The following is a 26,386-nucleotide window of genomic DNA, read 5'->3' on the forward strand; positions in this document are numbered from 1 at the left end:
ATTTTTTTGTTTGGTACGTAAAAACACTACAAAAATAGAGAGGAACGATGACAAAGGGTATAGATAAGTACAGTATCGATAGTACCGACTATACGGTAGGTCAGGACAACGTTCAAAAATGGGGTTTTGATGTTCATAACCCAGTTTTTGGTATTAGTGCAGGTTTAATTGCGCTGTTTCTTGTCGCTGCATTAGTTCTAGATGCACATACCGCAAAGACGGCACTTGATGGGCTGAAGTGGAAAATTATTGGTTCATTCGATTGGTTGTTCATTATTGCAGGTAACATTTTCGTTATTTTCTGTTTGGCGCTTATCGTCTCACCAATGGGTAAGATCCGACTAGGTGGTAAAGACGCTGTTGCCGATTACTCGTTTATGTCATGGCTTGCAATGCTATTTGCAGCTGGTATGGGTATCGGTTTAATGTTCTGGAGTGTTGCAGAACCTGTCGCTTACTTCACCGGTTGGTATGAAACGCCACTTGGTGTTGAGGCAAATACACCAGAAGCCGCGAGATTGGCACTGGGTGCAACGATGTTCCACTGGGGCCTTCACCCATGGGCAATTTACGGTGTTGTAGCACTTTCTTTAGCATTCTTTGCCTACAACAAAGGTTTACCGCTATCTATGCGTTCGATCTTCTACCCACTTCTGGGTGATCGTGCATGGGGTTGGGCTGGCCACATTGTGGACATTCTGGCTGTGCTTGCGACTTTATTTGGTCTTGCTACATCCCTAGGTCTAGGTGCGCAGCAAGCAGCAAGTGGTATTCATCACGTATTTGGTGTTGAGCCAGGCCTAGGTCTGCAAATCGTCGTTATTACCGTGGTGACTTTACTTGCTGTTGTTTCAGTCGTACGCGGCATCGATGGTGGTGTTAAAGTCATTAGTAACATCAACATGGTTGTGGCGTTCTTGCTACTTCTCCTTGTTGGTCTTATCGGTTGGGCGGCGAGCCTAGGTTCGATTCCAACCACACTTATGGCATATGTAGAGAATATCATCCCACTAAGTAACCCGTTTGGTCGTACGGACGAAGCTTGGTTCCAAGGCTGGACAGTGTTCTACTGGGCTTGGTGGATTTCATGGTCGCCATTCGTAGGCATGTTCATCGCGCGTGTTTCTCGTGGTCGTACCGTTCGCGAGTTCATCACAGCAGTTCTACTGGTTCCAACTGCGGTTACCGTTGTTTGGATGTCTGTATTTGGTGGTCTGGCAATCGAGCAAGTTGTTGATAAAGTAGGTGAGCTGGGCACAAATGGCTTGACTGACGTATCACTTGCTATGTTCCAAATGTTTGATGTTCTTCCATTTGGTAGCATGCTTTCTATCATCGCTGTTGTTCTGGTACTTGTGTTCTTCATTACGTCTTCTGACTCTGGTTCACTTGTTATCGACAGTATCACGGCAGGTGGTAAAGTCGATGCTCCTGTACTTCAACGTGTCTTCTGGGCATTCATGGAAGGTGCAATTGCGGTTGCTCTGCTATGGATTGGTGGCTCCGAGGCGGTTCAAGCTCTTCAGGCCGGTGCCATTTCTACAGCATTGCCATTTACCTTCATTCTGCTTGCAATGTGTGTGAGCTTATTGATGGGTATGCGAACTGAGCGTCAGTAATTCGGCATTTTATAAAACCGTCTGACTAACAATTAATCAAAAGGCCAGCGATTTGCTGGCTTTTTTTGTGCGGTTTTTATGACGCTCGAGACAAAAAAATGACACATGAAAGTTCATATTTTACAAAGAGTTAATGTGCTATTTTGTTTTTTAAAAATTAGTGAATAGTCGTAAAAAAGTGTGTAATATTCATGCACCTTAACTGTTCTCCCAACTCAAAAAACTATAAATATGAAATTATCATTAAAACAAAAGCTTATAGGCGCAAGCCTTTCTGCTGTTGTTGTGATGGCAACAGCACTTACTTGGTTGTCGGCTGGTCAATTATTTGATCAGACTCGTTCAGGTGTCTATTCACGTGCGCAAAGTCTTAGTACTACTGCGTCAGAGGGAATTTCTGATTGGGTCAATATCCGTAAAGATATTGCCACTGCGTTCAACGACTACTCGACCGAGCAAGACGTTGTTCCTTTCCTACAACAAGCTCGCAAGGCTGGTGGCTTCGATGACATCTTCCTTGGTACACCAAACGGTGATATGTACCGCTCTCATCCGGAGCGTAACCGTGCTGATTATGACCCTCGCACACGTCCTTGGTACAAGGATGCTGATGCCGCGGGTAAGCAAATCATTACAGCCGCATATCAAGACGCAATCACGAATGCACTACTTGTGACCATTGCTGAGCCAGTAATGAAAAATGGTCAGTTTGTTGGTGTTGTTGGTGCGGACGTACTGATCGATCAGCTTATAAGCGATGTAATTAACTTAGATGCAGGTGAAAACGCGCATGCGATGCTAATCGACATGAATGAAGGCACCTTCTTAGCGCATCCAGATAAAAGCTTGACGCTTAAGCCTATCACCAGTGTTCTAAAAGATTTTTCAGAAGAGGCAATTGAGCGTGCCGCCGATGAAGGTCGTATCGAAGATACGGTAATCAAAGGAAAAGAGAAGCTTTACTACTTCAATAAAGTTCCTGGTACGCATTGGATGTTTGCGATTGAAATGGATCGCGCAACAGAAGAAGCAGGTCATGCGGTATTGCTACGAGATCTATTGTTCACTGCTGTGGCGATCACGATTGTGGTTATTCTTGCAGTTTCTTGGCTAGTTGGTTTCTTGTTCCGTGACTTGAACCGCGTATCAAATGCACTGGAAGAAATTGCATCTGGCGAAGGTGACTTAACGCAACGCCTAGAACCACGCAGTGATGATGAAGTAGGTAAACTGGCGGAAAACTTCAACCGTTTTGTTGGCAACATGCACACAATGGTTACTAAGCTTAGCCACGTATCTTCTGCGCTTTCAGAGCAAGCACGCACGACAGCACAGCAAGCTGAGGAGCGTAGTCAGCGTATCTCTTACCAGCAAGATGAAATCAACATGGTGGCGACGGCTGTGAATGAAATGGCAGCAGCGACACAAGAAATTGCAGGTAATGCTGATAGCACGGCAAGTAACTCAGAAGAAGCGGTTCAAGCTTGTTCACATGGTTCTAGCCAAGTAACTCAAACGCAAGGTTCTATTCAGAACTTAGCGCAAGAAGTTCAAGTTGCTACTGATGTGATTCAAGAGCTAGAAGCACACGGAAATAGCATCAATACGATTCTATCAACGATTCAAGGCATTGCAGAGCAAACGAACCTACTTGCACTTAACGCGGCGATCGAAGCGGCACGTGCAGGTGAGCAAGGCCGTGGTTTTGCTGTGGTTGCAGATGAAGTCCGCGTATTGAGCCAACGTACTCATGCTTCAACGCAAGAGATTCAAGAAACTATCGAGATGCTACAAGGCACAACAGCCAAAGCGGTCGGTATTATGGGTGACAGTCGTCGTCTAGCTGATACCAGTGTTGATGATGCCAATGCGGCTGCAGCGAGCTTGACGCAAATCCACACTGCTGTTGAGCGTATCAGTGATATGGCAACGCAGATTGCTTCAGCAGCAGAAGAGCAAGCATCGGTAACCACTGAGATCACTCGTAACACTGAAGGTATTCGTGATGTGTCTAACGAGCTGTCAGTCGAAGCTCATCAAGCAGCAGAACAAGCTGCTCACCTGTCTGAGCTATCACACGAACTTGAACAAGAGATTCAACGCTTTAAGCTGTAATCTTGTCTCAACCTAAGTAAAAAAGGAGCCATCTGGCTCCTTTTTTGATCGCTATTAAGCGTGAAGTATATTACAGCCAGAACTCACTGATGGGTTGCTCTTCACTGTAATGATGGGCGATTTGCGCTTGCAGTAGCTCTGCGGTAGCAATTGCATCGGTTAATGCATGGTGAGGCGTATAGTCTGGCAGCCCATAACGGCGTCGAGATTGCGCTAGCCGAACCGATTCTGGTTTTTTCCCTTTTAAACGCTCCCAGAGAGAGCCTGAACGTTTCTGTTGAATCGTTTCTTCAAGGTGCAGCGTATCTAAAACAGGAAACTCAATACCTTCCCCTAAACGGCTTTTGAGCGCTTTATCCAGAAACTCTCTCTCGATACGACGGTAATGAACAACAATGATTTTCCCGCTTAAGCATGGTAGCAGCTCGCTTAAGATATCGCCTAAGTCAGGCGCATCGATCAATTCGCTGTGAGTAATACCGTGTATAATGACTGAGTCTTCATCGAGTGCACGCTGTGGACGTACCTTCCAATGACGCGAGTTACGTAGGAAAATTCGCTTCAGGTTAAACGGCACCAAACCAATAGTAATGATGTCATGTTTTTCAGGATTCAAACCCGTCGTTTCGAAATCTAACGCCACGAACTCCACCTCAGATAAAGGTGTTTCTGGAGCAGGCGGCTTGTTGCTATAGAACGCAATTAAATTCTCATCTTTCGCCATCTCCAGCTTTTGTTCAAACTTCGTTGGCCACTGAATGGTTGGCTTCTGAAAGAGCTTTTTAATCATGCTAAACCTCACTTAAAGCTCTTGTTCGCTTGGTAGCGGAACTTAAGGAAATTTTGACCATTGCTTAGGATCTGGAATGCATCCTTTAGGTTGCGACGTTCAAACTCAGAGAGGTTTTCCGGTTCGATATTGTTATCAGGCTCAATGCCTAGTTCCACATCCGTCGCTTGGTGACGAATACGTACCATGGAAATAAATTCTAACGCGTCTTTTAAGTCTTGTGCTCGACCTTTTGGCAAAATGCCAGCATCAATAATGTCGTCAAGACGCTCAAACGAGTTCTGTGCACGTGAACCAACCGCCAGAGAGTGAACACGAATTAAGTCGACCAGAGGAGCAGTACCGCGACGTTTGAGGTTGATGGAGTTGTTGTGTCTGCCATCTTTTTCCATCACGAAGTCTTTAAAGAAGCCCAGAGGTGGTGTTCTGTTTAGTGCGTTACGAGCCAAACACGCTAAGAAGCGGTTGTTCTTTCGAGCGCGACGAACAATAAAGCTGGTTAACTGTTCTGCCCATTTTAAGCGGCCATAGACGCCATCCAAATCGAAAAAGATGGAGGCGTTGAGTAGTGCTTTCGGGTTCGGGTTATCAATCCAGTCAGCAAAACACTCTTCCCACTCTGAACGAGTCATGCGCCACAGTGGGTTGGTTGCCATAATATCGCCTGTGCAATATTTGTAGCCACAGGCGTCTAACCCATCGCTGACGTATTTTGCTAGGGCTTCGAAGTATTTACCATGTTTCTCTTCTTGATAGGTCTCATCTAGAATGATGGCGTTATCTTGGTCAGTCACCAACAGTTGCTCATCTCGTCCCATTGAGCCAAGTGCAAGGAAACAATAAGGAATTGGCGGTGGGCCAAGCTCTTCTTCTGCCATTTCTAGCAGACGCTGTTTGAAGCTTCGGCCAATGACCGACATCGCGCTACCCACCATGTGAGAGTTGGCATCTTCATTGACCAGACGCACGAAGCTGCTTTTCACTTCTTCGGCAACAACGGCTAAATCTTCGATAGTCTGTTGTTGGAAAATACTACTCACCAACAACAACGAATTCTGAGATTCATAACGAACAATGTCGGTTGTTTCGATAATACCGATTGGTAATTGGTTTTTTACCACTGGTAGGTGATGTACGTTGTAACGCAGCATCGTTAACATTGCTTCATAGATGTAAGCGTTGTGGTCAAGAGACATGACCTCCGTGGTCATCACACTGGACACATCGTCCTGTGGGGACAAACCTTCAGCTAACACACGGGTACACAAGTCACGGTCAGTAATGATACCAAGTACTGGGGACTGTGGATCGTCTTCGTCACGAACGAAATCTGGGTCGACGATAAGTAAAGCCGATACGTTGTCATTCGCCATTTGCTGCGCGGCTTGCTGGATTGTCTGACCACGATCAATCGTATGAGCATCGCCAGTCAGCAAGGTTTTCACTTTCGACGTCGTCAGGTCATTGGCGTCTTTGTTTTCTGAAATGGCTTGGCGTAAACGAGCGCTATTTTCAACTTCAACAAAATCCGCAAAGGAATCAAAGTTATCGTAAATTTCTTGGAAAATGTCACCAGGAATACAGTAGAGCAGGGTATCCTCAATGGCTTTTACCGGAAAGCGGACTTTGTTATTGGTGAGCATGCCCATCTGGCCAAATAGGTCACCTTCGTCAAGGCGATTATACAGCTCACCTTTGCGTCGATAAACTTCAACAACACCGCTTCGCACCACGTATAAATCTTGGATATAGTCTCCAAAATGGATGATGGGGGTATCTTCTCGGTAGTACGAGATTTCGACACTCTCTGTCACCTTGTTTAGTGTTTCTTCAGGGAGTTCATTGAACGGGGGATACTTGGCGAGAAAGTTGTAAATCTCGAGAAGTTCTGCATCCATCGAAGGCGCCTTTTAGTTCGCAAATAATAAAGTAATCTTAACTTAGTTTTAAAACAGAGTCTTATCTGAACCGCGATTTTCGTGCTCAGTCATAAGATTCTGACATATCGCACGATAAGGGAGCTTCATTTTTACTACTATATGGTCACCTCAATTGAAAAAGACGTCGTCGATATGTTTTCTTCGTGATGACTGATTAGATCTTTGGCTGTTTCAGATCGTTATCACGTCTTTAGATTAAGCTATTCTTCTTGAGCCAAGTAGCTCAGGCGATGGAATACAGTGTTTAGATAATTCTCATGAAAGGAAGTCGAATGGTGAGAAATTTATTGCTTGTTTCTTTAGCTGCTTTGCCGGCGATATCAAGCGCAGCGGTCATGGACCAAGCAGAAAAATTTGGGTACGAACACATTCATTTGGATGTTGGTGCCGGAACGACAAACGAAGAATGGTTAGATAACTCTAATGCGACCACAGTTGGACTCGGTGGTAACTATTTGTTTACTGAGAACTGGTTGTTTAATGTTGATTACTCAGCGCAGTTTTTCCATCCGGATGATTTTACTCTTCGCATTGACCGCCTTTTGTTTGGTGGTGGTTACCGTTACGGAGTTACGGAGCAATTCGATATCTACGGGATATATGGAATAGGCGCAATCAAAGCGAAAGCGACGGACGACAAAACGGATAATACGTTGTCTTCCGATAGCGAATTGATTCAAGCTGTAACTGTTGGGGTGAATTACTTGCTCAGTGAAAAGCTTATTGCGACAGCTGAAGTGGAGTTGAACCGAAGTGATATCGTTGATGAGAACAATTTTAAGATCGGTTTTAACTACCAATGGCATAAAGTCATCGGCACTGGTCTTTTTTATCAGTTTAGAGATACTGATTACAGCGGTGAAAGCTCAGATTTCGTCAATGAAGTTGGGCTGAGTTTGAAGTTTGTCTACTAGATCGGACGGGTTCGTTTTTGGCGTTAAGTTAAAACAAACAAAAAAGGTCAGCTTATGCTGACCTTTCCTTTTAATGAAGTATGCGACAGTCGATTATAAAACCGCTGCAATGCCTTTACACAGAGGGCCCATATTTGACTTCGTCATACCAGCAACACTGATTCGGCCAGAACCGACAATGTAAATACCGAACTCTTCTTTTAGGCGGTTAACTTGCTCTTTAGAAAGACCAGAGAAAGAGAACATACCATTTTGACGTTCGATGAAACTAAAGTCTGCGTCCACACCCTCTGCTTTTAGTGTCGCTACAAACAGTTCACGCATTTCTTGAATACGGTCACGCATTTCTGCTACTTCAGCTTCCCATTCCGCACGCATTTCGGCGTTGCCAAGAATGTGAGTCACGACAGCGCTGCCGTGTGCAGGTGGGTTAGAGTAGATAGAGCGAATAATGGCTTTAACTTGAGAAAATGCGGTTGTTGCGACTTCTTCTGACTCAGCTACTAACGTGAAGGCACCTACGCGTTCATTGTATAGGCCAAAGTTTTTCGAGAAAGAGCTCGCGACTAGGATTTCTTTGTTGTACTTAGCAAAAGTACGAAGACCTGCTGCATCTTCTTCCACACCTTTAGCAAAGCCTTGGTAGGCGAAGTCGAACAGAGGAAGCAATTTCTTCTCTGCGACAAGTTTCGCCAATGTTTCCCATTCTTCAGCTGTAGGATCGATCCCTGTAGGGTTGTGACAGCAGCCGTGTAGAAGCACGATGTCGCCTTCAGATGCAGATTGCAGATCGTTTAGCATCGCATCGAAGTCTTTGTCTTTTGTTTCAGCATTGTAGTAGCTGTATTGTGCCGTTTCGATACCAGCAGCAGTAAATACGCCGTTGTGGTTCGCCCATGTTGGGTTGCTGATCCAGATCTTTACATCGCCTAGTTGACGTTTAATGAACTCGCCGGCAACACGTAGTGCACCAGTACCACCCGGAGCTTGAGCTGTTTTAGCACGTTTTTCGTTTACAATTTCTGCATCAGAGCCGAAAAGCAATTTTTGCACTGCAATGCCGTACTCTGCTGTGCCTTCGATGGTTAGGTAAGATTTGGTTTTTTCAGTTTCAACAAGTGCTGCTTCAGCTTTCTTTACTGTCGCAAGAACGGGAGTTTCGCCTTGCTCGTTTTTGTAAATACCTACGCCAAGGTTAATTTTGTCTGCGCGAGCATCTTTTTTAAACTCTTCAGTAAGGCCAAGAATAGGGTCAGCCGGAGCGGCAACTACTTTTTCAAACATAATCTTCATCCATGTTAATCGAAGGGGTGTGCTAACATTTATACCTTTCAGCAATATTGGTTACAACCGTTACTGAAAAGAAAACCTAAAAAAGTTGCGATTTGAAACAGAATTCTAACATAACTAAAGTTTTTGCCATGAAAACGTTTGGTAGGCACAGAGTTTGAAGGGCATTTATGCCATGGTTGGAGAAGTTTTGCACACATCCCAATCGTTTCAATTCAGTGCTTTGCGTTAACGCGTTTATAGTTGTCTAGTGAGGATTTGTTGAGACAAAAACGCCCCACCAAAGGTGGAGCGTTTACTGTTAGAAGTATGGATATCGGTTGGGGTTATTTCTTCAGATTGATTTCCGACTCAACCGCATTGGTTTCGATGTCAGGGTTAGAAGAAAGTTTTTCAGTCGCCCAGTCGTTCATATGCTTTAAGATCGCTTTTAATGCGTGTTTTTCGGTTGGTACTTCTGTCTTTTCAACTTCAAGTTTTTGCTTCGGATGCGTACCCGTCGCATCTTCTGCAACGTGTAACCAATCTGGATGCCAGTAATAAGGTTGGCCGGAAGGAGAGCTCCAAGAATGTACGCCGTTGGATTCACCTTTGTATTTAATATCTTCTTCGTTGTATTTCGCCATTATTGTTTTCTCTCATAATCCATGAGTTGAGGTGTGCATCACCATTACTATTTAAATGTAACAGATGTAATGAAAATTAATGTGATAACAATCGACTTATTTTGCCCTTTGAACGCTATAGAAGATGCGTACTTCTCATTCAGAAGAATTTACTATTTGGCAGGTTTTAGCTTTATTTGTGTTTAAAGCATACAACGATGGATTCGCCTACCTAATGCTATTCTTGAACGGTGATAGAGCCTAAACTACTCGTCATTCAAGTGTTTGAGAATCGCCGCTTTTGCATGCTCTTCTGTAGCTGTTTCTCCATCAGGGACTTCAAGGTCAGCCTTTTTGTGCTCACCCAAAGCATCTTCAGCGATATGCAGCCAATCAGGATGCCAATAATAAGGGGTGGTACTGCCAGGATGGTCCCAACTATGTACACCTTTATGTTTTCCGCGATACGAGAGATCGTCCATTGTAAAAACTTTCATCGCTTCCTCCTGATTTAAAGACAGTAGTTCGAAGTGAGTTTAACGCACTCAGTCCAACGTAAAACCTTGGCTTTTAGGTATTGCAAAGATGTGAGGCAATATGTGTGTAACAGTCAAAGTATGGGATATAAACGCTCACTTCGTGGCTGAAATATCTATTGATAAGCTTGATAAATTACGTTGCTAAATTGAATACTCCCATATCAGAATGCTGGCGCGAAGTATGCTATGGTGCGGCTGTAAGTGAAATGAGGGAAACATGAACCGATACCGTCAACTGGCTGAGCTGTTCAAAACGCAGATTCAGCAAAATACATGGAGAGCAGGGGAAAAGCTGCCATCAGTGCGTGTAACAAGCCGAAACCATTCTGTCAGCGCAGGTACGGTATTACAAGCTTATCAGCTGCTCGAAGCACAAGGTTGGGTCGCAGCGAAACCTCAGTCTGGATATTTTGTGACTGCGGAGTTGGACCGCTTCGAACCGAGTTCTCCAGCCACTTCCGTTTATCGCTCTAGCATCAACGATGAACTTTACGACTACCTCAAAAATCAGGCCTCACCGAATGCGGTGAAGTTTGGCTCCGCGTTTCCAGACCCTGCATTGTTCCCATTAGAAGCGCTAAACCGCAACCTAGCCAGCTCAGGCAGGAAGATGGGGGCAGAGACGTTATTGGATAACTTGCCGCCGGGCTGTGAGTCTCTACGCCGTTTGATTGCTCAACGGTACATCCAACAAGGTATGGTGTTTACCCATGATGATATTGTCGTTACTTCTGGCGCATTAGAAGCGTTGAATTTGAGCCTTCAGGCCGTGACCCAGCCTGGAGATACTGTTGTAGTTGAATCACCGACGTTTTATGGCGCACTTCAAGCGATTGAACGTTTAGGTCTAAAGGCGATAGAAATAACGGTGGATCCGTTAACTGGACATTCAGTGGATCAAATTGAAGCGACTTTTGCCGACAATGATGTTCGCGCATGTTGGTTAATGACTAACTTTCACAATCCAACAGGAACCTTATTAAGTGACGGGCAGAAGCAACGTATCGTCGAACTGGCTGACAAATACGATGTGTACTTGATCGAAGATGATGTGTATTCAGAGCTTTATTTTTCTGAAAAAAAGCCAAGCTCACTTAAAGCTTTTGATACACAAGAGCGCGTGTTGCATTGTGGATCATTTTCAAAAAGCCTTTGCCCTGGCTATAGGCTGGGCTGGGTGGTAAACAAACGCTTCAATGAGCAACTTCAAAAGCTGCAACTTATCTCGACGTTGTCAGGCAGTGCACCAATCCAGCAGGGTATCGCGCATTACTTGCAAAACGATAGTTATGATAGCCATCTTAGAAAACTGCGAAAGAATCTTGAGCAGCGGCAATTGGCGTTTATTGAACTGGTTGATAAGTACTTTCCCCAATCGATTCGTTACACGCAACCGGAAGGCGGCTATTTTCTTTGGATAGAACTGCCGAAAACAAAGTGCGGAAAAGCGATTTATCAGAAGTTATTGGAAGCGAACATCACTGTAGCATTTGGTCAGTTGTTTTCTGTCGCTCCAAATTATGAGAACTACCTGAGGCTTAATACATCGTTACCTGTAAATGATGAATTAGAACAAGCCGTGAAGACGGTCGGAGAATTACTTCATTAGCCAACTGTTTACCTGTTTTTTGCTCAAACTGTATCAGTGGACGATACCGAAGCTGTGTTTCAATCATGGGCAGACAACCATTTAGGTTAGGAGCCGTAATGAAAAAGCAGTTGGTAAAGCATGAACTTAGGTTGATGGGTGTTGCTATTTTTAGCGCATTTTTGTTGGTTTTTGCACACTTGATATTGGCGAAATCTTTTTCTCATATGGTTTGGACGGAATACACTGCTGCCGTTATCCCATTTGTGATGTTTGGCTTGTGTGTGGTTGGAGTAAAATACGCAGCGCGAGCAGATGAGGATGACGACGAAAATAACAACTAGAGTGCATACACCGGTTGCTAGAAAATCATTCGTACAAAATAAAAGACCTCCACATGGGAGGTCTTTTTAATTCGATATCACTAAAAAGTGATTAGAAGTTCGCAGAGCGAGGAGTACGTGGGAATGGGATCACGTCACGAACGTTGCCCATACCAGTTACGTAAGATACTAGGCGCTCGAAGCCTAGACCGAAGCCTGCGTGTGGCACTGTACCGTATTTACGTAGGTCGCGGTACCAGCTCATATGTTCAGGATCGATACCCACTTCACGCATACGTGCATCTAGAATGTCTAGGCGCTCTTCACGCTGAGAACCACCGATGATTTCGCCGATGCCCGGTGCTAGAACGTCCATCGCTGCAACTGTTTTACCGTCATCGTTAGCACGCATGTAGAATGCTTTGATGTCTTTCGGGTAGTTCTTAACGATTACAGGTGCTTTGAAGTGTTCTTCAGCAAGGAAACGCTCGTGCTCAGAAGACATATCGATACCCCATTCAACTGGGAATTCGAACTCACGACCTGAATCAAGAAGGATCTGGATTGCGTCAGTGTAGTCAACCTGCGCGAAGTCAGAAGAAACGAACTGCTCTAGACGAGTGATTGCTTCTTTGTCGATGCGTTGAGCGAAGAACTCAAGGTCATCACGACACTCTGCAAGCACCGCTTTAAACACGTACTTGAGCATGTCTTCAGCCAGTTTCGCTACATCATCCAGTTCTGCGAACGCAACTTCAGGCTCAACCATCCAGAATTCTGCTAGGTGGCGGCTTGTGTTTGAGTTTTCAGCACGGAAAGTAGGACCGAAAGTGTAAACTTTGCTTAGCGCACAAGCGTAAGCTTCTGCGTTTAGCTGACCAGATACGGTTAGGAACGTCTCTTTACCGAAGAAGTCTTCGTTGTAGTCCACTTTACCAGCGTCAGTGCGAGGAAGGTTTTCCATGTCTAGCGTAGATACGCGGAACATTTCACCAGCGCCTTCAGCATCTGAAGCCGTGATCAACGGCGCAGATACCCAGAAGTAACCTTGCTCGTGGTAGAAGCGGTGGATTGCTTGAGATAGGCAGTTACGTACACGTGCTACTGCACCGATTACGTTTGTGCGCGGACGTAGGTGCGCAACTTCACGTAGGTACTCGATTGAGTGACGAGTTTTTGCCATTGGGTAAGTTTCAGCATCTTCAACCCAACCAACCACTTTAACGTCAGTGGCAGCAAGTTCGAAGTCTTGACCCTTTGCAGGAGATTCAACAATCTTACCAGTTACTTCAACAGAGCAGCCAGTCGTTAGCTTTAACACTTCGTCTTCGTAATTATTAAGATTATTTGGGACCACGGCCTGAATCGGGTCGAAACAAGAGCCGTCATATATGGCAAGGAAAGAGATTCCAGCTTTGGAATCACGACGTGAACGGATCCAGCCACGAACAGTCACTTCGCTGTCTACTGCTAGCTGACCTTTCAATACGTCTGATACAGGCGCGTAAGTCATGTTTTCAATATTCTCCATTGAGGTAAAAATTCAACTCAACGCTTGCTTAAAGTACTTGTCTAATAACATTTTTGTTCAAAAAACAAGCTAAGCGCTGAGTTGGGTAGCATTTTACAGATTCAACGAGACATATTACCTGTCAATTCGCTCGCATCAACCTTTATATTCGTTTTGATGGGGAGAATCTCTCTATTTATTCACTCTTTGGTGCTCTGAAAGTGTGAATTGGTTTAGTAATTGCTCTAAACGTTCGGATAGATGCTCTAAATCAACACTAATATCACGCGTGTGCGATGCTGATTGCGATGTGTCGTTAGCATGCAGTGTGATCACATCTATTTTAGATTGAATATGCTGACTTACATCAGATGTGGTTTGCGTCTGGTTTTGGATATCTTCTGCATGTCTGAGCACTTGGCGCATTTCGTCAACAACGTTATGCATTGTGGCTGATAGTGCCTCGACATCGACAGAGCGTTGATGAGCAAACTGGCAGACGGTATCAACAGAAGTTAATGACTCTTCACTTCCTTGCTGGAATTGAGAAATGATATGTTCAATATTACCAGTGGCTTCAGCCGTCCTAGAAGCCAGGTTACGCACTTCTTCCGCGACGACCGCAAAACCGCGTCCTTGCTCTCCGGCACGGGCGGCTTCAATAGCAGCATTCAACGCGAGCAGATTGGTTTGTTCTGCAATACCCTTAATAACCACAAGAATGGACGACACTTCTTCGGTTCTTTGGTTTAGAGAGCTGATTTTTTCCCGTACAGTATCAATGTTACTTACTAGTTGTTTGATGTCTTCACTGACGTTGTGTGCTTGGCTTGCACTATGAGTGGCGACATCAACGGTGTGATTGACCAAAACAGTAGCGTTGTTAGTCGAGTCCTCAACCGCAGTTTGTTGCTGCAGCATATCGGTGATATTGCTTTGTACTTCGCTGGTCTCTAGCTGTTGGTTATTGGCCGCTTTATCTGTGGACTGCGCGACAGCAGTTAGTTTACTCGCGGAGTCGGCAAGTGAGTGAGAGGTGTCTTGCACACGTTCTAAGCTTTCGGAGACCGTGTCCATGAATGAATTGATGGCTGTAGAAAGTTGGCCCACTTCATCCTGTTGGTGATGCATCAGTCGTTGAGATAGATCTTTGCTATGGCTCACATTCGACATGAATTTCGACGTTCTTTGAATTGGTCGTACAATGATTTTCTGAATCAAACTCATCGTTATGATGAAGCCCACAAATGCGATTACGGCCATTATTCCCATCGCAAACATTGCCTGTTTACTGATCATTGAATTGACATGATTCATGTTGTATTCCAAGCGAATCGCGCCCAACACTTCTCCTGCTGGTGCAACGTGGCAAGAAACGCAGTTGGTGCCACGGTAATTTTCGCTCGATTTCATTGGTAGTGCGACTACTAACCCTTTGCCCCAATCGGCTGAGATTGGTTCAATCACCAGTTCACCATTCAACGCTCGTTGATCAATATCATCGACAGGCTGCTGGTTTTGTTGCCCAGGTCCGTAAAGTTTGGTCACAGTATCAGCTCGCAACACGCGAACTGCTTCAATGCCTTCTTGGGCCAGGGCCTTTTGACGTAAGGTTTCTTTTTGCGACATGGTGCCCGTAAGCATCATCATATTTAGGCTATCGAAATAATTACTAGCCTTATCATGGAGTTGTTCACTAAGAACATCATTGATTAAGGTTTTTTGTTGATAGTATTGGTAAGCCGTAGAGGCAGCTAGAACGCAGCTGAAGACAGCAATTAACGCCAGTAAGAGCTTAAAAGTGATAGTTGAGCGCATAAATTTATAAGTGTAATTGGAACGAACTGCACAATATTAATGTGCACAAATGCGCACTGCGAACAACGAAATGAATGATTGTGACCCCACACATGTTGGGGATATGTAATTGTGATGTGAGTGCTGTGTAATCAAATGTTTGGCGCGTGACAGAAATACGGCGCTTTGGTGTGAGTGATAGCAAAGAGGCCAGGAACCAGCGGAAGTTTTTGCTACGCTTGTATGGGGTAACGCTTGTCTCTTGGCAGCGAATTCCTTAGTATTGCCTGTCTTTTTAAAGCCTGAGAATCAAGATGAAAACAGAATTATACAAAGAGTTTATGTTCGAAGCAGCACACCATTTGCCACACGTACCAGAAGGTCACAAGTGTGGTCGTTTGCACGGACACTCTTTCCTTGTTCGTCTTTATGTAGAAGGTGAAGTTGATCCACATACAGGTTGGGTAGTGGATTTTGCAGAGATCAAAGCTGCATTTAAACCAATTTACAATCGCTTAGACCATTACTACCTAAACGACATTGAAGGGTTAGAGAACCCGACTAGCGAAGTGTTAGCAAAATGGATTTGGCAGCAGCTCAAGCCAAGCTTACCACTGCTAAGTAAAGTAGAAATCAAAGAAACGTGCACAGCGGGTTGTATTTACAAAGGCGAATAAGTCACTTTCTATTGAGCATTAAACAAGGCAAGCGAGAAGCTTGCCTTTGTTGTATCTGAATGGCCCAATTTTGATTATGCTTCACCAGCTAGCTTAATGGGTGTCGTAGAATCCATTCTTTTTCATTATCACCTAATGTTGTTTCCTCTGTATTAATGAATCCGCACGCATCAAAAAAACTGATAGCGTATTGCTGACTTTGTGGAACAGTGGCGCAAAGAGAGGTGCTTTTAGGGTTAATGGTATACGCATAAAGGAAGAGTTTACGCAATGCCTCACTCCCAACCCCTTGACGTTGGAAATGTTGATCAATCATCAAGTATTTAAGCTCCAGTTCGTATCGTTTAGCAAACGGCGCATGTTGGGAGAAACCTTTATCGATAACAAGATAGCCTACTAATAGGTCATCAGAATAAATCGTAAAGAACGCCTCTGACTTACTACGTTTTTGATAAGCCATTTCAAACGGTGTAAAAAATCCTTTTTGCTCTTCTTGCACATCCAATTGCATCAAACTTGAAAAATCTTTCAGTTTGGTGGGTTTAATCGCAATCATCGCTCAATCACAAATTGGCGGCATACCGTTATGCCACCACGAGTTTTTATAGAGTATTAAATCTATTTTAAGTAACTAACCGAGTGAAGAAAAGCTAGCAATGAAGAGGGTAATAATAACCTTGGTGAATATAGGCGCCCAATGTTGTGAGTAAGTGAGCACTGTCTGCCGTTTCTACGCCTTCAACAATGACCGTGCAGCGATACGTATTGCCCATAGCAATTAACTGACGCAAGGTTTCTATCTTTTTATCATCAGATTTTAGGCCAATAACAAATTCTCGGTCGATTTTGAGGTAGTCCGGATTCAGCTTGCTGATAAGCGCCACGTTATTATTGCCGGTGCCAAAGTCATCAATACTGATTTTACAATCCAGAGCTTTTAGTTTTGCGACATTGCCATAAATCTCAGAGGTATAGTACATCGATGCATTTTCTGTGATTTCGATTGTCAGCAAACGGCAATCCCGATTAGATAGCTCTCTATATAGGATTGAAAAGTTACGCCCTCGCAGCAAAGAAGGACAAACGTTAATGCTGATAGGGATGGGCAACGCTTTTTGTTTGGTGTAGATCGAATCAATCACCAGTAAGGTATGAGTTAGCAGCAATCCATTGCGGATCAGTGTTTCAATAAACCGTTGCGTATTTTTTACCTTAAACCGGGAGAGGGCTTCGTAGTGCACAATCTTTTGTGCCGAAGTGTTATAAATCGGTTCCAGTTTTATTTTGAATTGTCGAATTGCGCACAAGTAAGCCATAAAGGCTTGTAGGGAGCGGTGACGCAGTATAATGAGAAAAAGTAAGCTCAGTAGAATGATACTTTGAAACGGTCCAGAGATGTAATACACCTCTTTATAGCCACTATTCTTTACGTGATAATTGAAAAAGCGTTCATTGGTGTTACCAATCTCTAACGACGTTCCGGTATTCGTTGATAGCTTCATACCGGAAAGAAAAAAACGTGAAATATGATTTTCAACATTGTCGGATAAGTTAATGTTTTTAACACGAACCAAAACAGTTGCGTTATTTAAGTCAAATGATTGGGTCGTGTAATTGTTATTGTTACTCCACTCTTCAAAGGCTTTTTTGCTGACAGGGACAACGGTTTCTGGAGTGACTAAGCATCGAATATTGAAACGATCTAGCATCATGCTCGATTCCACCAACTTCACATTATCAAATAGTGACTTCAGTTCGCTTTCATTAGCAAAGCAACTCCTGCGGGAAAGGTTCTCTGCAATTTCGAAGGCGTTATCCAGATAATTATGTTTAACGATGCTGTTTATCGCGTAGTAACAGATAGCAAAGAAAATGATCGCAGTGATCAACACAACCCACATTGCTTCTGAATAGATCTTTTTATTACGCAGGCAAATACGAAGCGCTTTGCGAAGACTATTGGTTGTGTATTGATTGATCTTCTGTTGATGTTCGATGCCATTCTGATGGTTGTTTTGCATAGTAAAAGGGATGAAGTATCCGGTCCGGTGAATGTTTTCGATAATGTTTTTGTTAGTGGTTAAATGTTCTTCCGTGAGCTTGCGAAATTTCTTTCTTAGAGCGGCCACCGCGTTTTTAAAGCCATTTTCAGGCAGTGTCATTTTGTATTGTTGAGTGATTTTGCTTTCTATTAACCGCTGACTAATCGGCGTATTTAAACTGCCGTATGTGGCGATAGTTGACAGAATGGCGTACTCATTTGGGTTGACAGGAATGGAGTGGTGGAGTGACTGATTGAGCTCTAGAGATATTTCGTTTTCGGACAAGCAAACGCAGATTTGGTTTCCAATTTCAAACCTAATCATGTGTTGATGTGCTCCAAGTTTAATTTTTGGCTACGTTATCAATAAAGCTAGGGAAGAGATGTGATTTTTTACTGAGATATCCATAATATTTGGATATATTCAACGTTTTAGGTTTTTTTTTACTTGTCCTGATAACGTATTCTCCTAGGTTTTTTGGGTATAAAAAAACCCGAGCATAAACTCGGGTTTTGATTGGTATTCAGAAAGGCGTGTTAGCAAATCACTTTGATTGCTAGACCACCTTGAGATGTTTCGCGGTATTTCGCGTTCATGTCTTTACCTGTTTCTAGCATGGTTTCGATAACCTTATCTAGAGAAACAGTTGGAGCTGAAGAGCGACGTAGTGCCATACGAGTAGAGTTGATTGCTTTTACTGCCGCAATACCGTTACGCTCGATACATGGAACCTGAACCTGACCTGCAACTGGGTCACACGTTAGACCTAAGTTGTGCTCCATTGCGATTTCTGCTGCCATACATACTTGCTCTGGGCTACCACCCATAAGCTCAGCAAGGCCTGCTGCTGCCATAGAACATGCCACGCCAACTTCACCCTGACAGCCAACCTCTGCACCAGAGATCGACGCGTTACGCTTGTAAAGACCACCGATTGCGCCAGAAGCTGCAAAGTAACGGATGTAATCTTTTTCAGTCACAGTTTGGATGAACTTATCGTAGTAAGCCAGTACCGCAGGGATGATGCCACACGCACCGTTAGTTGGTGCTGTAACAACGCGGCCACCTGCTGCGTTCTCTTCGTTTACTGCGAAAGCAAACATGTTTACCCAATCAACAACAGACATTGGGTCGTTTGTTGTCTTTTCTGAAGTAAGTAGCTGCTGGCGAAGTGCTGCTGCACGGCGAGGCACACGCAGTGGACCAGGCAAAATACCTTCTTCATTCATACCGCGATCCATACACTCGCGCATTGTGCGCCAGATGTTTGCGAAATAAGTACGAGTTTCTTCATCTGAATGAAGCGCATGCTCATTCTTCATGGTTAGTGCGCTGATGGACAATCCACTTTCGTGGCATTGGTTAACCAGTTCCTCTGCCGTTGTAAACGGGTAAGGTACTTTTACTGGGTTTTCAGCTTCTTTACCGAAATTTTCTTCATCAACGATGAAACCACCGCCGATAGAGTAGTAAGTTTTTGAGTACGCCTTTTCGTCATCAATCCAAGCGTGGATCTGCATGCCGTTTTCGTGTAGCTCTAGGTTTGTTTTGTGGAAGTTCATTCCACCTTCACGTGGGAACGATACTGTGTGACAGTGCATGCCAACAGGAAGGCGTTCAGTTTCTTCTACACGAGCGATAAAGCCCGGGATAGAATCGATATCAACTTTCTCAGGAGTGTTGCCTGCAAGACCCATGATGATAGCAATATCTGTGTGGTGACCTTTCCCTGTCAGTGATAGTGATCCATAAACGTCAACGGTGATTTTAGTGATGTCGCGCAGTTTTCCCATTGCACGAAGATCATCAATAAACTCTTTACCCGCTTTCATTGGGCCTACAGTGTGTGAGCTTGAAGGTCCAACACCGATTTTATAGATATCAAAAACACTAATCATATCGATTACCTCAGAAGAAAGCCTCCCAAGGGGAGTTGGGAGGCTTAATTTTATCGTTATATTTTTGGATTAATCATACTGCAACGGGCAGAGATGATTAAAGAGCGCCGTAGATTACAGAACTAATTGCAGCAAGACCACAGATTGCTGTGAAAATTTGCACAGGTGCTGAAGTTTTGTACTTAGCCATCGCAGGAACTTTTTGCATTGCGAAGATTGGCATCAAGAATAGGATTGCCGCAATCATCGGTGCACCCATTGTTTCAATCATACCTAGGATGCTTGGGTTAACGATAGCAACGATCCAAGTTGTGATTACAATGAAGATTAGAGACATCTTCTCGATCTTGCTTACTGGTGATTTTGAACGAGATTTCACTAGACCAACTAGACCTTCGTGCGCACCTAAGAAGTGGCCAAAGTAGCTAGAGGTGATCGCTGCGAAAGCAACCAATGGACCCATGTAAGAGATCAGTGGAGATTCATGCACGTTTGCTAGGTAAGAAAGAACAGAGATGTTTTGCTCTTGCGCTGTTGCTAGTTGCTCTGGAGACAGAGAAAGTACAACAGAGAAAACGAAGAACATAACAAAGCCCATCAGCATCATTGCTGCGCCACCAGTGATAGTGTCAGTTTTCTTAACTGCGTCATCACCGTATACACGACGTTGCTCTTTAGAGAACTGAGAAATGATTGGGCTGTGGTTGAAAGAGAACACAATAACAGGGATTGCTAGCCAAACGATAGCTGGCATTGCACCCCAGTCAGGCGACACTTCCATCATTGAAGTGTTCCAACCAGGAATTAGGTATACAGACAGTGCTAGTAGGATGAACACGAGAGGGTAAACCATTGCTGAAGTTGCTTTCAGCATAAGCTCTTTACCGAATACTACGCCTGCTGTCATTGCAGCAATAAGTGCACCAGAAAGTAGCCAGCGAGGAATAGATTCCATGCCCATTTGGTTAACTAGGAAAGAGTCAACTGTGTTTGTGATACCAACACCGTAGATAAGTACGATTGGGTAGATAGCGAAGAAGTAAGCGAACGTAATAAGGTTTGCGCCAGTCTTACCAAAGTGCTCTTCTACTGTGTCGGTGATGTCCGCTTCAGGGTTTTTCGCAGAAAGAACGAAACGAGCTAAAGATTTGTGTGCGAACCAAGTCATTGGTGCTGCAATTAGGGCTAGGATTACTAATGGCCAGAAGCCACCTGCACCTGCTTTAATAGGAAGGAACAGTACACCTGCACCTACTGCCGTACCAAAAAGGGACAGACACCAGGTAAAGTCTTTGTAAGAAAACTTACTAGACGATTGTGCGGTAGAAACCGCAGAAGTAGTTGTATTCATTTTTTAGTTACTCATTTTGGGAACAGGAAATAAGTCGGGAGTAATTTTGCAAGATTTTACACTAGGAAAATTAGATCTAAATCATTTATTGCTTACGCTTATTGAATGATATGTCAAAAACCTGCTTTTTATCACGAAAATGATGTGCTACTCGTGATTTCTGCTAATGAGTTAAATTAGAAAAACTTATCAATAGGGCTGTTTGTATAAATTTATTTCACCGCAAGCGTTTGCGGTGAAAATGGAAAATTAATCTAATGTGAATGAATGTTTATGAAGCAACGTTTTATTAATATTGATGCGCATAATGATCGCGCCTATAAAAGCACCGATATCAACAACTGTTTAATGTGAAATAATATGTTTTTGCATTGATTCGATAATTTGTGCCGTCATGCCCCAGATGAAATGCTGTCTATATGGGATAGCAAATACACGATGACTGCTTCTTTTTAGGTCAAATTTGGTGCTATACAATTTTTTGGGGTTCAGAATATGGTTGGCAGGAACCTCAAAAACTGACTCTACTTCATTTGGGTCAATATGCGTTTTATATTCCGGAGAAACAAAAGCCAAAAAAGGTGTCACATTAAATTGACTAATCGTTGGTAGTGTAGGCAGTTGACCAAACACATGAATATGCTCATCTTCTATCCCAACTTCTTCTTTGGTTTCTCTTAAAGCGGTATTCACGAGCTGAATATCTTCCTGCTCATATTTGCCACCGGGAAAGCTGATTTGTCCCGGATGATGGCGTAAGTGGGCTGCACGCTTAGTCAGAATGACTTGTAACCCGTCATCGCGTTCCACAAAACCGATTAAGACTGCCGCATCTCTCAGGGACTTTTCTTTCATCCATTTCAGTCGTGCAAGGGACTCTTTGTGGTAGCCCGTTGGAAGCCGAAATTGAAAGTTCTGTAGTAAATGAGTTTTGTCGATAACCAAACTGAGTCCTTATTTATCGTGCCTAACCATTATCTATTATACTCAAAGACGGCAAAGCGTATGGCGTTATCGTTACTGGTTACCAAATAAAGCATTCGCATTAAAACACTCGCCAGCACTTTCCCTCTTTGTGTTGTGTGTCTCACTCTGCTTGAACATATTAATTTGAAACTTATAAGGTTATACACCATTCTTTATTTTAGGACGTCACTATAGGGCAAGTATTGGCCAATGAAAGGGATTATTTTCACCGAGTTCATGGAGTTAGTGGAAGAGAAATTCGGTCTTGATGTGTTAGACCAAGTTCTCGACCTTTCTAACGATGAAGGTGTTTACACCGCTGTTGGTAGTTACGATCACAAAGACTTGGTTAAGTTGATCGTGAATCTCAGTAAAGTATCTGGTGTTCCCCCCGAGCAACTGCAAGAGGTGTTTGGAGAGTGCGTCTTTTTGAATTTACTTCGCTCTATTCCTAGTCACGCCAGTTTGCAACAGTGTGAAACGACGTTTCAATTTGTTCGCCATGTTGAAGACTTTATTCATGTCGAAGTTAAGAAGCTCTATCCTGATGCTAACCCTCCGCAATTTGATTTCATTAGTGAAAACCAATCCCAATTGGTATTTGACTACCACAGCGCAAGATGTATGTCTCACGTATGCTTAGGATTGATAAAAGGTTGTGCTGCACATTTTGGTGAGGTAGTTCATATCAAACATCAAAACCAGTCAGAAGATGGCAGCAAAGTACGTTTTTGGTTAGAGGCTCAATAAGAACGATATGACGGGAAGTTCCTCATTAGAAAGGAAACTCAAACGAGAAGTTGCATCAAGAAAAGCAGCTGAGCAGCTGTTGGAACAGAAAAGCTTAGAGTTATATGAATCCAACCAGCAACTCAGTGTTGCATTGAAAAAGCTAGAGCTGAAATCTAAAAAGGATCTTCGTAAGTTTGAGTTTGAAGAGCAAATTGATGCCACGTTGATTAAGTTCGGTCGTACTTTTTTATCGAGCACGTTCGATGAAGCAATGATAGCGAGCTTTATTGAGCAGCTCACTTCTAACTCGATCATTTCTGCGGCTTACTTGTTTCTTGACGCTACAAAGCTGAGCTCATTGCGTCGTCATCACTTTGGTCACTTACAGCTTCGTCATAACAACGAGATTTTCACCACTCCTAATTGGCAGGGAGAGAATTTGCATTTGCCAGTTATCATTGATGGGGAAACGGTTGGGGAGTTGATTTTCTCTGTGTTGCAAGATCAAATCGATCAGTCTTTTATTTCCAAACAGATGGAGCTCGTGTCTGACTTAGTTCATGGTGTTATTGGTCGACACTTAAGTTTAGAGCGAGAGGTCGAGCTGAGAAAGCGGGCTGAGGAATCAGAAAAAGCGACGAAGGAGTTTGTCGCCATGATTAACCATGAGCTGCGAACTCCTCTCAATGGCGTATTGGGTAGTGCGGAGTTATTGAGTCGAACCCAATTAGAAGAAGAGCAGCGTCAATACTTGAGCAATCTGACTCAATCAGGGGACTTATTGAGAGTTATCATTAATGATCTTCTTGATTTCAGTAAGATGAATGCCGGTATGATGGAAATCATACATAAAGTCTTTGCCTGGGAGGAACTTGAAAAAGCCATCATGGGTGTATTTGCAGCTAAGGCTGCGGAAAAACGCATCCATTTCTCTATCGACAAAAAGCTGGGGATCCCGGAATTTTTAGTCGGTGACTTAGAGCGCATTACACAAATTTTGGTTAACTTGGTGGGAAACGCGATTAAGTTTACTCACTTGGGTGGCGTCGTGTTACGGGTGGAATGGCTTAACGGCACGGCTTATTTTGAGGTTGAAGACACTGGTATTGGCATCCCAATAAAAGCACAGCCGTCACTCTTTGATCCATTTGTCCAAGTTGATCGCTCAGCGAAACGCAGCTTTGAAGGCTCAGGTTTAGGTCTCGCGATTTGTAAAAATCTCGTGGATTTGATGCAAGGTCAAATTAGCTTTGAGAGTGAAGAGCGCAAAGGCACAACTTTTAAAGTTGCTATTCCTCTTGATGAAGGGCAAGCACAAGGCACAGCAGAGGGGGAATTGGTCACCATAGAGCGAAGCGATTTAGCAGGACGCTCAATATTAGTGGTTGATGACATCAGAATGAATCAAGTCATTGTTACTCAAATGCTGAAAAAACTCGACATTACACCTGATTTAAAAGCCAACGGAAAAGAAGCATTAGAAGCGGTGAAAAGTAAAGACTACGAACTGATATTCATGGACTGCCGAATGCCTGAAATGGATGGTTATGAGGCGACGATGTATCTGAGAGAGCGTGGCTTTACTCATCCAATTATTGCATTAACCGCTGGCACTACCATCGAAGAGCGTCAAAAGTGCATTGATTCAGGCATGGACGACATCCTCACTAAGCCGTACACCGCAACCGATATCGAACAGATTATGTGTAAGTGGCTTGAGCAGTAGACGCTGCCTCTTAAAAAGTATGTTTGTTGGCCAACGGCTAAAAGCTAAAGTACATGCAAATAAAACACACAAAAAAACGCACCACACTGGATAATGCCGATCATTTAACGATGTTTTTTGGGTCATTCTAGCGAGCCTTGGCGAGACTAAGAATCTAGTAGCAGCACGATGAGCGGGTAATGAAACAAATTTGACCACAAAGTGCTTGAATAGAAGAACCTGTATCACGCTCTTTCGTCGCTGTGCAGGGTGATGAGATACAGAAATATGCCACTCGCTGTTAAACGAGCGGCATTATCCGTTCTGGAGGCATTTTAGATTGTTTTCGTCAATAGCATTAAAGCGACGTTGTCCGCGGTTGAAATCTACGATTGCAGCGCTGGTAAAATCTTTGAAAGCTTGTCCAACGTTTCTTGATACTCAGAGGCGCAATCGCTATCTGCCACGACGCCGCCGCCTGCCCAAGCGTAAAGTTTGTTTTGTTCCGCTACAAGAGTTCGGATAGTAATGCTGGTGTCCATACGACCATGGCGTGAAATGTAGCCAATACTGCCGCAATACGCGCTGCGTCGATGCGGCTCCAGTTCTTCAATGATCTGCATTGCGCGAACTTTAGGTGCGCCCGTAATTGAACCGCCTGGAAAACACGCTCGCAGCAAATCCGCAGGAGCGTATTGTTCATCCAAATTTGCACGAATGGTGCTCACCAAATGATGCACGGCAGGGAAGCTTTCAATATCGAACAGCTTTGGAACGTGAACGCTACCCGGTGATGCAACTCGACCAATATCATTACGCAGCAAATCGACAATCATCAGGTTTTCTGCCTGATCTTTTTCCGCTGTCTGCAAGTCATGGGCATTAGCGTTATCTTTCGTTGGATCTTCGCTGCGTGGGCGAGTACCTTTGATTGGTTTTGTTTCAATGACGCGATCTTTGAGCTCTAAAAAGCGCTCTGGAGAGATACTCAAAATCGAAGACTCAGGCATACGGATAAACGCTGAGAATGGCGCTTGGTTGGCGGACTCCAATTTCAGATACGCTTGCCACTCGCTGCCTTGATACGGTGCGTTAAAGCGCTGCGCCAAATTGATCTGATAACAGTCACCGCTCAACAAGTATTCTTGCACCTTGTCAAAGCGAGTAGCGTAGCTCTCTTTCGTCATGTTTGACTGCCAAGCACCAGACAAAGCGAAGTCAACGGTTTGTTCTGCTTTTTGCTCGTTTAACCACTGCCAAGCTTGCTCGATATTCTGACCAACTAAGCATGCTTTTTTTAGCTGGTGGTCAACAACAACGGCCCATTCATACAGACCTACCGCCATATCCGGCGTGTTGAGGTCCTTTTCTGCCACTTCTGGCATCGTTTCTACGCGGCGACCTAAATCGTAACTGAAGTAACCGAGCGCACCGCCGACAAAAGGCAAATCCAATTCTTTATTTAACTCTACGTGAGGAAGCCACTGTTCTTGCAACTGATGAAGCAGCGCAAATGGGTCATCTTGAGTTGAATAGGCATTCGATGGTGTTTCAACTTGTGTGTTGTCGGCAGTGGTTTCTAACGTTGCAATTGGGTTGGCAACCAATACATCGAAGCGGCTATCGATATGCGTTTCTGATGCAGAACGCAGCAACATCGCCCAAGGTAGGTGTTGAATGCGAGAAAAAAGGTGAAGAGCAAACTCTGGTGCGTATTCCAGCGCTTTAAAATCAATGAATTGATTGTCCATGTTGTTCATTTGTGTAATTTGTGACAAAGAGATCGTTCACTGCATGGCATGTCATGGGCAGCAAGAGTATCATATTCCTCTGTATAGCCAAACTCCCTCTATTCATAGGGTTTTGAGATGGTTTACAAGTAGGCAACTTCAGCATTTCGTGTGTCGATATCAGCCGTTCGACAATTGTTTATAAAAAACGAAGCTCAAAAGAGCAATAAGCTCAACAAACACGATTGAAGCTAA

Annotated in this window: 21 protein-coding genes; 8 read left to right on the forward strand and 13 right to left on the reverse strand. The window is 43.9% G+C overall.

Annotated elements, in window-relative coordinates; translation table 11 throughout:
• Positions 1 to 47: 47 nt before the first annotated feature.
• Both R7Q46_RS11165 and R7Q46_RS11170 read left to right on the forward strand, forming a co-directional pair.
• Entirely contained in the window at positions 48 to 1,619 is a 1,572-nt protein-coding gene (locus tag R7Q46_RS11165) for a BCCT family transporter (protein WP_005376879.1), read from the forward strand.
• Between the two features lie 231 nt (positions 1,620 to 1,850).
• Complete coding sequence (locus tag R7Q46_RS11170) at positions 1,851 to 3,734, forward strand: methyl-accepting chemotaxis protein (protein WP_005376880.1); 1,884 nt, start codon at positions 1,851 to 1,853, stop codon at positions 3,732 to 3,734.
• 70 nt (positions 3,735 to 3,804) lie between these two features.
• Here the strand turns inward: R7Q46_RS11170 and R7Q46_RS11175 are convergent, their stop codons facing one another.
• Together R7Q46_RS11175 and R7Q46_RS11180 are read right to left on the reverse strand one after the other, a co-directional pair.
• The gene (locus R7Q46_RS11175) at positions 3,805 to 4,524 is read right to left on the reverse strand and encodes a 3'-5' exonuclease (RefSeq protein WP_005376881.1); all 720 of its coding nucleotides are present in this window, start codon (positions 4,522 to 4,524) and stop codon (positions 3,805 to 3,807) included.
• Between the two features lie 8 nt (positions 4,525 to 4,532).
• A complete protein-coding gene (locus tag R7Q46_RS11180; protein WP_033905640.1) occupies positions 4,533 to 6,422 on the reverse strand; it encodes a DUF294 nucleotidyltransferase-like domain-containing protein in 1,890 nt (629 codons plus the stop codon).
• Positions 6,423 to 6,736: 314 nt separating this feature from the next.
• Here R7Q46_RS11180 and R7Q46_RS11185 point away from each other — a divergent pair, with 314 nt between their 5' ends.
• Positions 6,737 to 7,378 carry an outer membrane beta-barrel protein gene (locus tag R7Q46_RS11185; protein ID WP_213871688.1) on the forward strand — a complete coding sequence of 214 codons (642 nt, stop codon included), beginning with the start codon at positions 6,737 to 6,739 and terminating at the stop codon, positions 7,376 to 7,378.
• Between the two features lie 93 nt (positions 7,379 to 7,471).
• On the opposite strand, the gene R7Q46_RS11190 is transcribed toward R7Q46_RS11185, so the two are convergent.
• The 3 genes from R7Q46_RS11190 to R7Q46_RS11200 all read right to left on the reverse strand — a co-directional run bounded on the left by R7Q46_RS11190 (position 7,472) and on the right by R7Q46_RS11200 (position 9,770).
• Complete coding sequence (locus R7Q46_RS11190; RefSeq protein ID WP_017636105.1) at positions 7,472 to 8,662, reverse strand: amino acid aminotransferase; 1,191 nt, start codon at positions 8,660 to 8,662, stop codon at positions 7,472 to 7,474.
• A 332-nt stretch (positions 8,663 to 8,994) separates the two neighbouring features.
• Positions 8,995 to 9,294 (reverse strand): hypothetical protein, encoded by a 300-nt coding sequence (locus tag R7Q46_RS11195; RefSeq protein WP_005376885.1) that lies wholly within the window; start codon positions 9,292 to 9,294, stop codon positions 8,995 to 8,997.
• A 245-nt stretch (positions 9,295 to 9,539) separates the two neighbouring features.
• The gene (locus R7Q46_RS11200) at positions 9,540 to 9,770 is read right to left on the reverse strand and encodes a hypothetical protein (protein WP_017636104.1); all 231 of its coding nucleotides are present in this window, start codon (positions 9,768 to 9,770) and stop codon (positions 9,540 to 9,542) included.
• A 259-nt stretch (positions 9,771 to 10,029) separates the two neighbouring features.
• Between R7Q46_RS11200 and R7Q46_RS11205 the strand changes: the two genes are divergently transcribed.
• Together R7Q46_RS11205 and R7Q46_RS11210 are read left to right on the forward strand one after the other, a co-directional pair.
• A complete protein-coding gene (locus tag R7Q46_RS11205) occupies positions 10,030 to 11,421 on the forward strand; it encodes a PLP-dependent aminotransferase family protein (RefSeq protein WP_154204464.1) in 1,392 nt (463 codons plus the stop codon).
• 98 nt (positions 11,422 to 11,519) lie between these two features.
• A complete protein-coding gene (locus tag R7Q46_RS11210; RefSeq protein WP_017636102.1) occupies positions 11,520 to 11,744 on the forward strand; it encodes a hypothetical protein in 225 nt (74 codons plus the stop codon).
• Between the two features lie 91 nt (positions 11,745 to 11,835).
• Here the strand turns inward: R7Q46_RS11210 and asnS are convergent, their stop codons facing one another.
• Both asnS and R7Q46_RS11220 read right to left on the reverse strand, forming a co-directional pair.
• Positions 11,836 to 13,236 carry an asparagine--tRNA ligase gene (gene asnS / locus R7Q46_RS11215; protein ID WP_017636101.1) on the reverse strand — a complete coding sequence of 467 codons (1,401 nt, stop codon included), beginning with the start codon at positions 13,234 to 13,236 and terminating at the stop codon, positions 11,836 to 11,838.
• A gap of 189 nt (positions 13,237 to 13,425) precedes the next feature.
• Positions 13,426 to 15,051 (reverse strand): methyl-accepting chemotaxis protein, encoded by a 1,626-nt coding sequence (locus tag R7Q46_RS11220; RefSeq protein ID WP_318077503.1) that lies wholly within the window; start codon positions 15,049 to 15,051, stop codon positions 13,426 to 13,428.
• Positions 15,052 to 15,344: 293 nt separating this feature from the next.
• Between R7Q46_RS11220 and queD the strand changes: the two genes are divergently transcribed.
• Positions 15,345 to 15,707, forward strand: coding sequence for a 6-carboxytetrahydropterin synthase QueD (queD, locus tag R7Q46_RS11225; RefSeq protein ID WP_005376896.1), 363 nt, complete (start codon positions 15,345 to 15,347; stop codon positions 15,705 to 15,707).
• Between the two features lie 88 nt (positions 15,708 to 15,795).
• Here the strand turns inward: queD and R7Q46_RS11230 are convergent, their stop codons facing one another.
• The 5 genes from R7Q46_RS11230 to R7Q46_RS11250 all read right to left on the reverse strand — a co-directional run bounded on the left by R7Q46_RS11230 (position 15,796) and on the right by R7Q46_RS11250 (position 21,943).
• Positions 15,796 to 16,263 carry a GNAT family N-acetyltransferase gene (locus R7Q46_RS11230; RefSeq protein WP_064368577.1) on the reverse strand — a complete coding sequence of 156 codons (468 nt, stop codon included), beginning with the start codon at positions 16,261 to 16,263 and terminating at the stop codon, positions 15,796 to 15,798.
• 94 nt (positions 16,264 to 16,357) lie between these two features.
• The gene (locus R7Q46_RS11235) at positions 16,358 to 18,073 is read right to left on the reverse strand and encodes an EAL domain-containing protein (protein ID WP_017820447.1); all 1,716 of its coding nucleotides are present in this window, start codon (positions 18,071 to 18,073) and stop codon (positions 16,358 to 16,360) included.
• A 212-nt stretch (positions 18,074 to 18,285) separates the two neighbouring features.
• The gene (locus R7Q46_RS11240; RefSeq protein WP_005376899.1) at positions 18,286 to 19,647 is read right to left on the reverse strand and encodes an L-serine ammonia-lyase; all 1,362 of its coding nucleotides are present in this window, start codon (positions 19,645 to 19,647) and stop codon (positions 18,286 to 18,288) included.
• 97 nt (positions 19,648 to 19,744) lie between these two features.
• The gene (locus tag R7Q46_RS11245) at positions 19,745 to 20,998 is read right to left on the reverse strand and encodes an aromatic amino acid transport family protein (protein ID WP_005376900.1); all 1,254 of its coding nucleotides are present in this window, start codon (positions 20,996 to 20,998) and stop codon (positions 19,745 to 19,747) included.
• 345 nt (positions 20,999 to 21,343) lie between these two features.
• Positions 21,344 to 21,943 (reverse strand): CoA pyrophosphatase, encoded by a 600-nt coding sequence (locus R7Q46_RS11250; RefSeq protein WP_005376901.1) that lies wholly within the window; start codon positions 21,941 to 21,943, stop codon positions 21,344 to 21,346.
• Positions 21,944 to 22,174: 231 nt separating this feature from the next.
• Between R7Q46_RS11250 and R7Q46_RS11255 the strand changes: the two genes are divergently transcribed.
• Both R7Q46_RS11255 and R7Q46_RS11260 read left to right on the forward strand, forming a co-directional pair.
• Positions 22,175 to 22,714, forward strand: coding sequence for a heme NO-binding domain-containing protein (locus R7Q46_RS11255; RefSeq protein WP_005388282.1), 540 nt, complete (start codon positions 22,175 to 22,177; stop codon positions 22,712 to 22,714).
• A 7-nt stretch (positions 22,715 to 22,721) separates the two neighbouring features.
• A complete protein-coding gene (locus R7Q46_RS11260; RefSeq protein ID WP_213876432.1) occupies positions 22,722 to 24,422 on the forward strand; it encodes an ATP-binding protein in 1,701 nt (566 codons plus the stop codon).
• 365 nt (positions 24,423 to 24,787) lie between these two features.
• Here the strand turns inward: R7Q46_RS11260 and pabB are convergent, their stop codons facing one another.
• Positions 24,788 to 26,152: an aminodeoxychorismate synthase component 1 gene (pabB, locus tag R7Q46_RS11265; protein ID WP_318077504.1), complete on the reverse strand. Its 1,365-nt coding sequence runs from the start codon at positions 26,150 to 26,152 to the stop codon at positions 24,788 to 24,790.
• Between the last annotated feature and the right edge of the window lie 234 nt (positions 26,153 to 26,386).

The organism is Vibrio sp. 811, from assembly GCF_033339195.1.

What these genes read in the sequence shown, in the direction of transcription:
- R7Q46_RS11205 (WP_154204464.1), top strand. Translation starts at nt 10,030, where the DNA reads ATGAACCGATACCGTCAACTGGCTGAGCTGTTCAAAACGCAGATTCAG.
- R7Q46_RS11180 (WP_033905640.1), bottom strand. Translation starts at nt 6,422, where the DNA reads ATGGATGCAGAACTTCTCGAGATTTACAACTTTCTCGCCAAGTATCCC.
- R7Q46_RS11210 (WP_017636102.1), top strand. Translation starts at nt 11,520, where the DNA reads ATGAAAAAGCAGTTGGTAAAGCATGAACTTAGGTTGATGGGTGTTGCT.
- R7Q46_RS11235 (WP_017820447.1), bottom strand. Translation starts at nt 18,073, where the DNA reads ATGATTAGGTTTGAAATTGGAAACCAAATCTGCGTTTGCTTGTCCGAA.
- R7Q46_RS11170 (WP_005376880.1), top strand. Translation starts at nt 1,851, where the DNA reads ATGAAATTATCATTAAAACAAAAGCTTATAGGCGCAAGCCTTTCTGCT.
- R7Q46_RS11240 (WP_005376899.1), bottom strand. Translation starts at nt 19,647, where the DNA reads ATGATTAGTGTTTTTGATATCTATAAAATCGGTGTTGGACCTTCAAGC.
- R7Q46_RS11165 (WP_005376879.1), top strand. Translation starts at nt 48, where the DNA reads ATGACAAAGGGTATAGATAAGTACAGTATCGATAGTACCGACTATACG.
- pabB (WP_318077504.1), bottom strand. Translation starts at nt 26,152, where the DNA reads ATGGACAATCAATTCATTGATTTTAAAGCGCTGGAATACGCACCAGAG.
- R7Q46_RS11195 (WP_005376885.1), bottom strand. Translation starts at nt 9,294, where the DNA reads ATGGCGAAATACAACGAAGAAGATATTAAATACAAAGGTGAATCCAAC.
- R7Q46_RS11255 (WP_005388282.1), top strand. Translation starts at nt 22,175, where the DNA reads ATGAAAGGGATTATTTTCACCGAGTTCATGGAGTTAGTGGAAGAGAAA.
- R7Q46_RS11200 (WP_017636104.1), bottom strand. Translation starts at nt 9,770, where the DNA reads ATGAAAGTTTTTACAATGGACGATCTCTCGTATCGCGGAAAACATAAA.
- R7Q46_RS11185 (WP_213871688.1), top strand. Translation starts at nt 6,737, where the DNA reads ATGGTGAGAAATTTATTGCTTGTTTCTTTAGCTGCTTTGCCGGCGATA.
- R7Q46_RS11175 (WP_005376881.1), bottom strand. Translation starts at nt 4,524, where the DNA reads ATGATTAAAAAGCTCTTTCAGAAGCCAACCATTCAGTGGCCAACGAAG.
- asnS (WP_017636101.1), bottom strand. Translation starts at nt 13,236, where the DNA reads ATGACTTACGCGCCTGTATCAGACGTATTGAAAGGTCAGCTAGCAGTA.
- R7Q46_RS11220 (WP_318077503.1), bottom strand. Translation starts at nt 15,051, where the DNA reads ATGCGCTCAACTATCACTTTTAAGCTCTTACTGGCGTTAATTGCTGTC.
- queD (WP_005376896.1), top strand. Translation starts at nt 15,345, where the DNA reads ATGAAAACAGAATTATACAAAGAGTTTATGTTCGAAGCAGCACACCAT.
- R7Q46_RS11260 (WP_213876432.1), top strand. Translation starts at nt 22,722, where the DNA reads ATGACGGGAAGTTCCTCATTAGAAAGGAAACTCAAACGAGAAGTTGCA.
- R7Q46_RS11230 (WP_064368577.1), bottom strand. Translation starts at nt 16,263, where the DNA reads ATGATTGCGATTAAACCCACCAAACTGAAAGATTTTTCAAGTTTGATG.
- R7Q46_RS11190 (WP_017636105.1), bottom strand. Translation starts at nt 8,662, where the DNA reads ATGTTTGAAAAAGTAGTTGCCGCTCCGGCTGACCCTATTCTTGGCCTT.
- R7Q46_RS11245 (WP_005376900.1), bottom strand. Translation starts at nt 20,998, where the DNA reads ATGAATACAACTACTTCTGCGGTTTCTACCGCACAATCGTCTAGTAAG.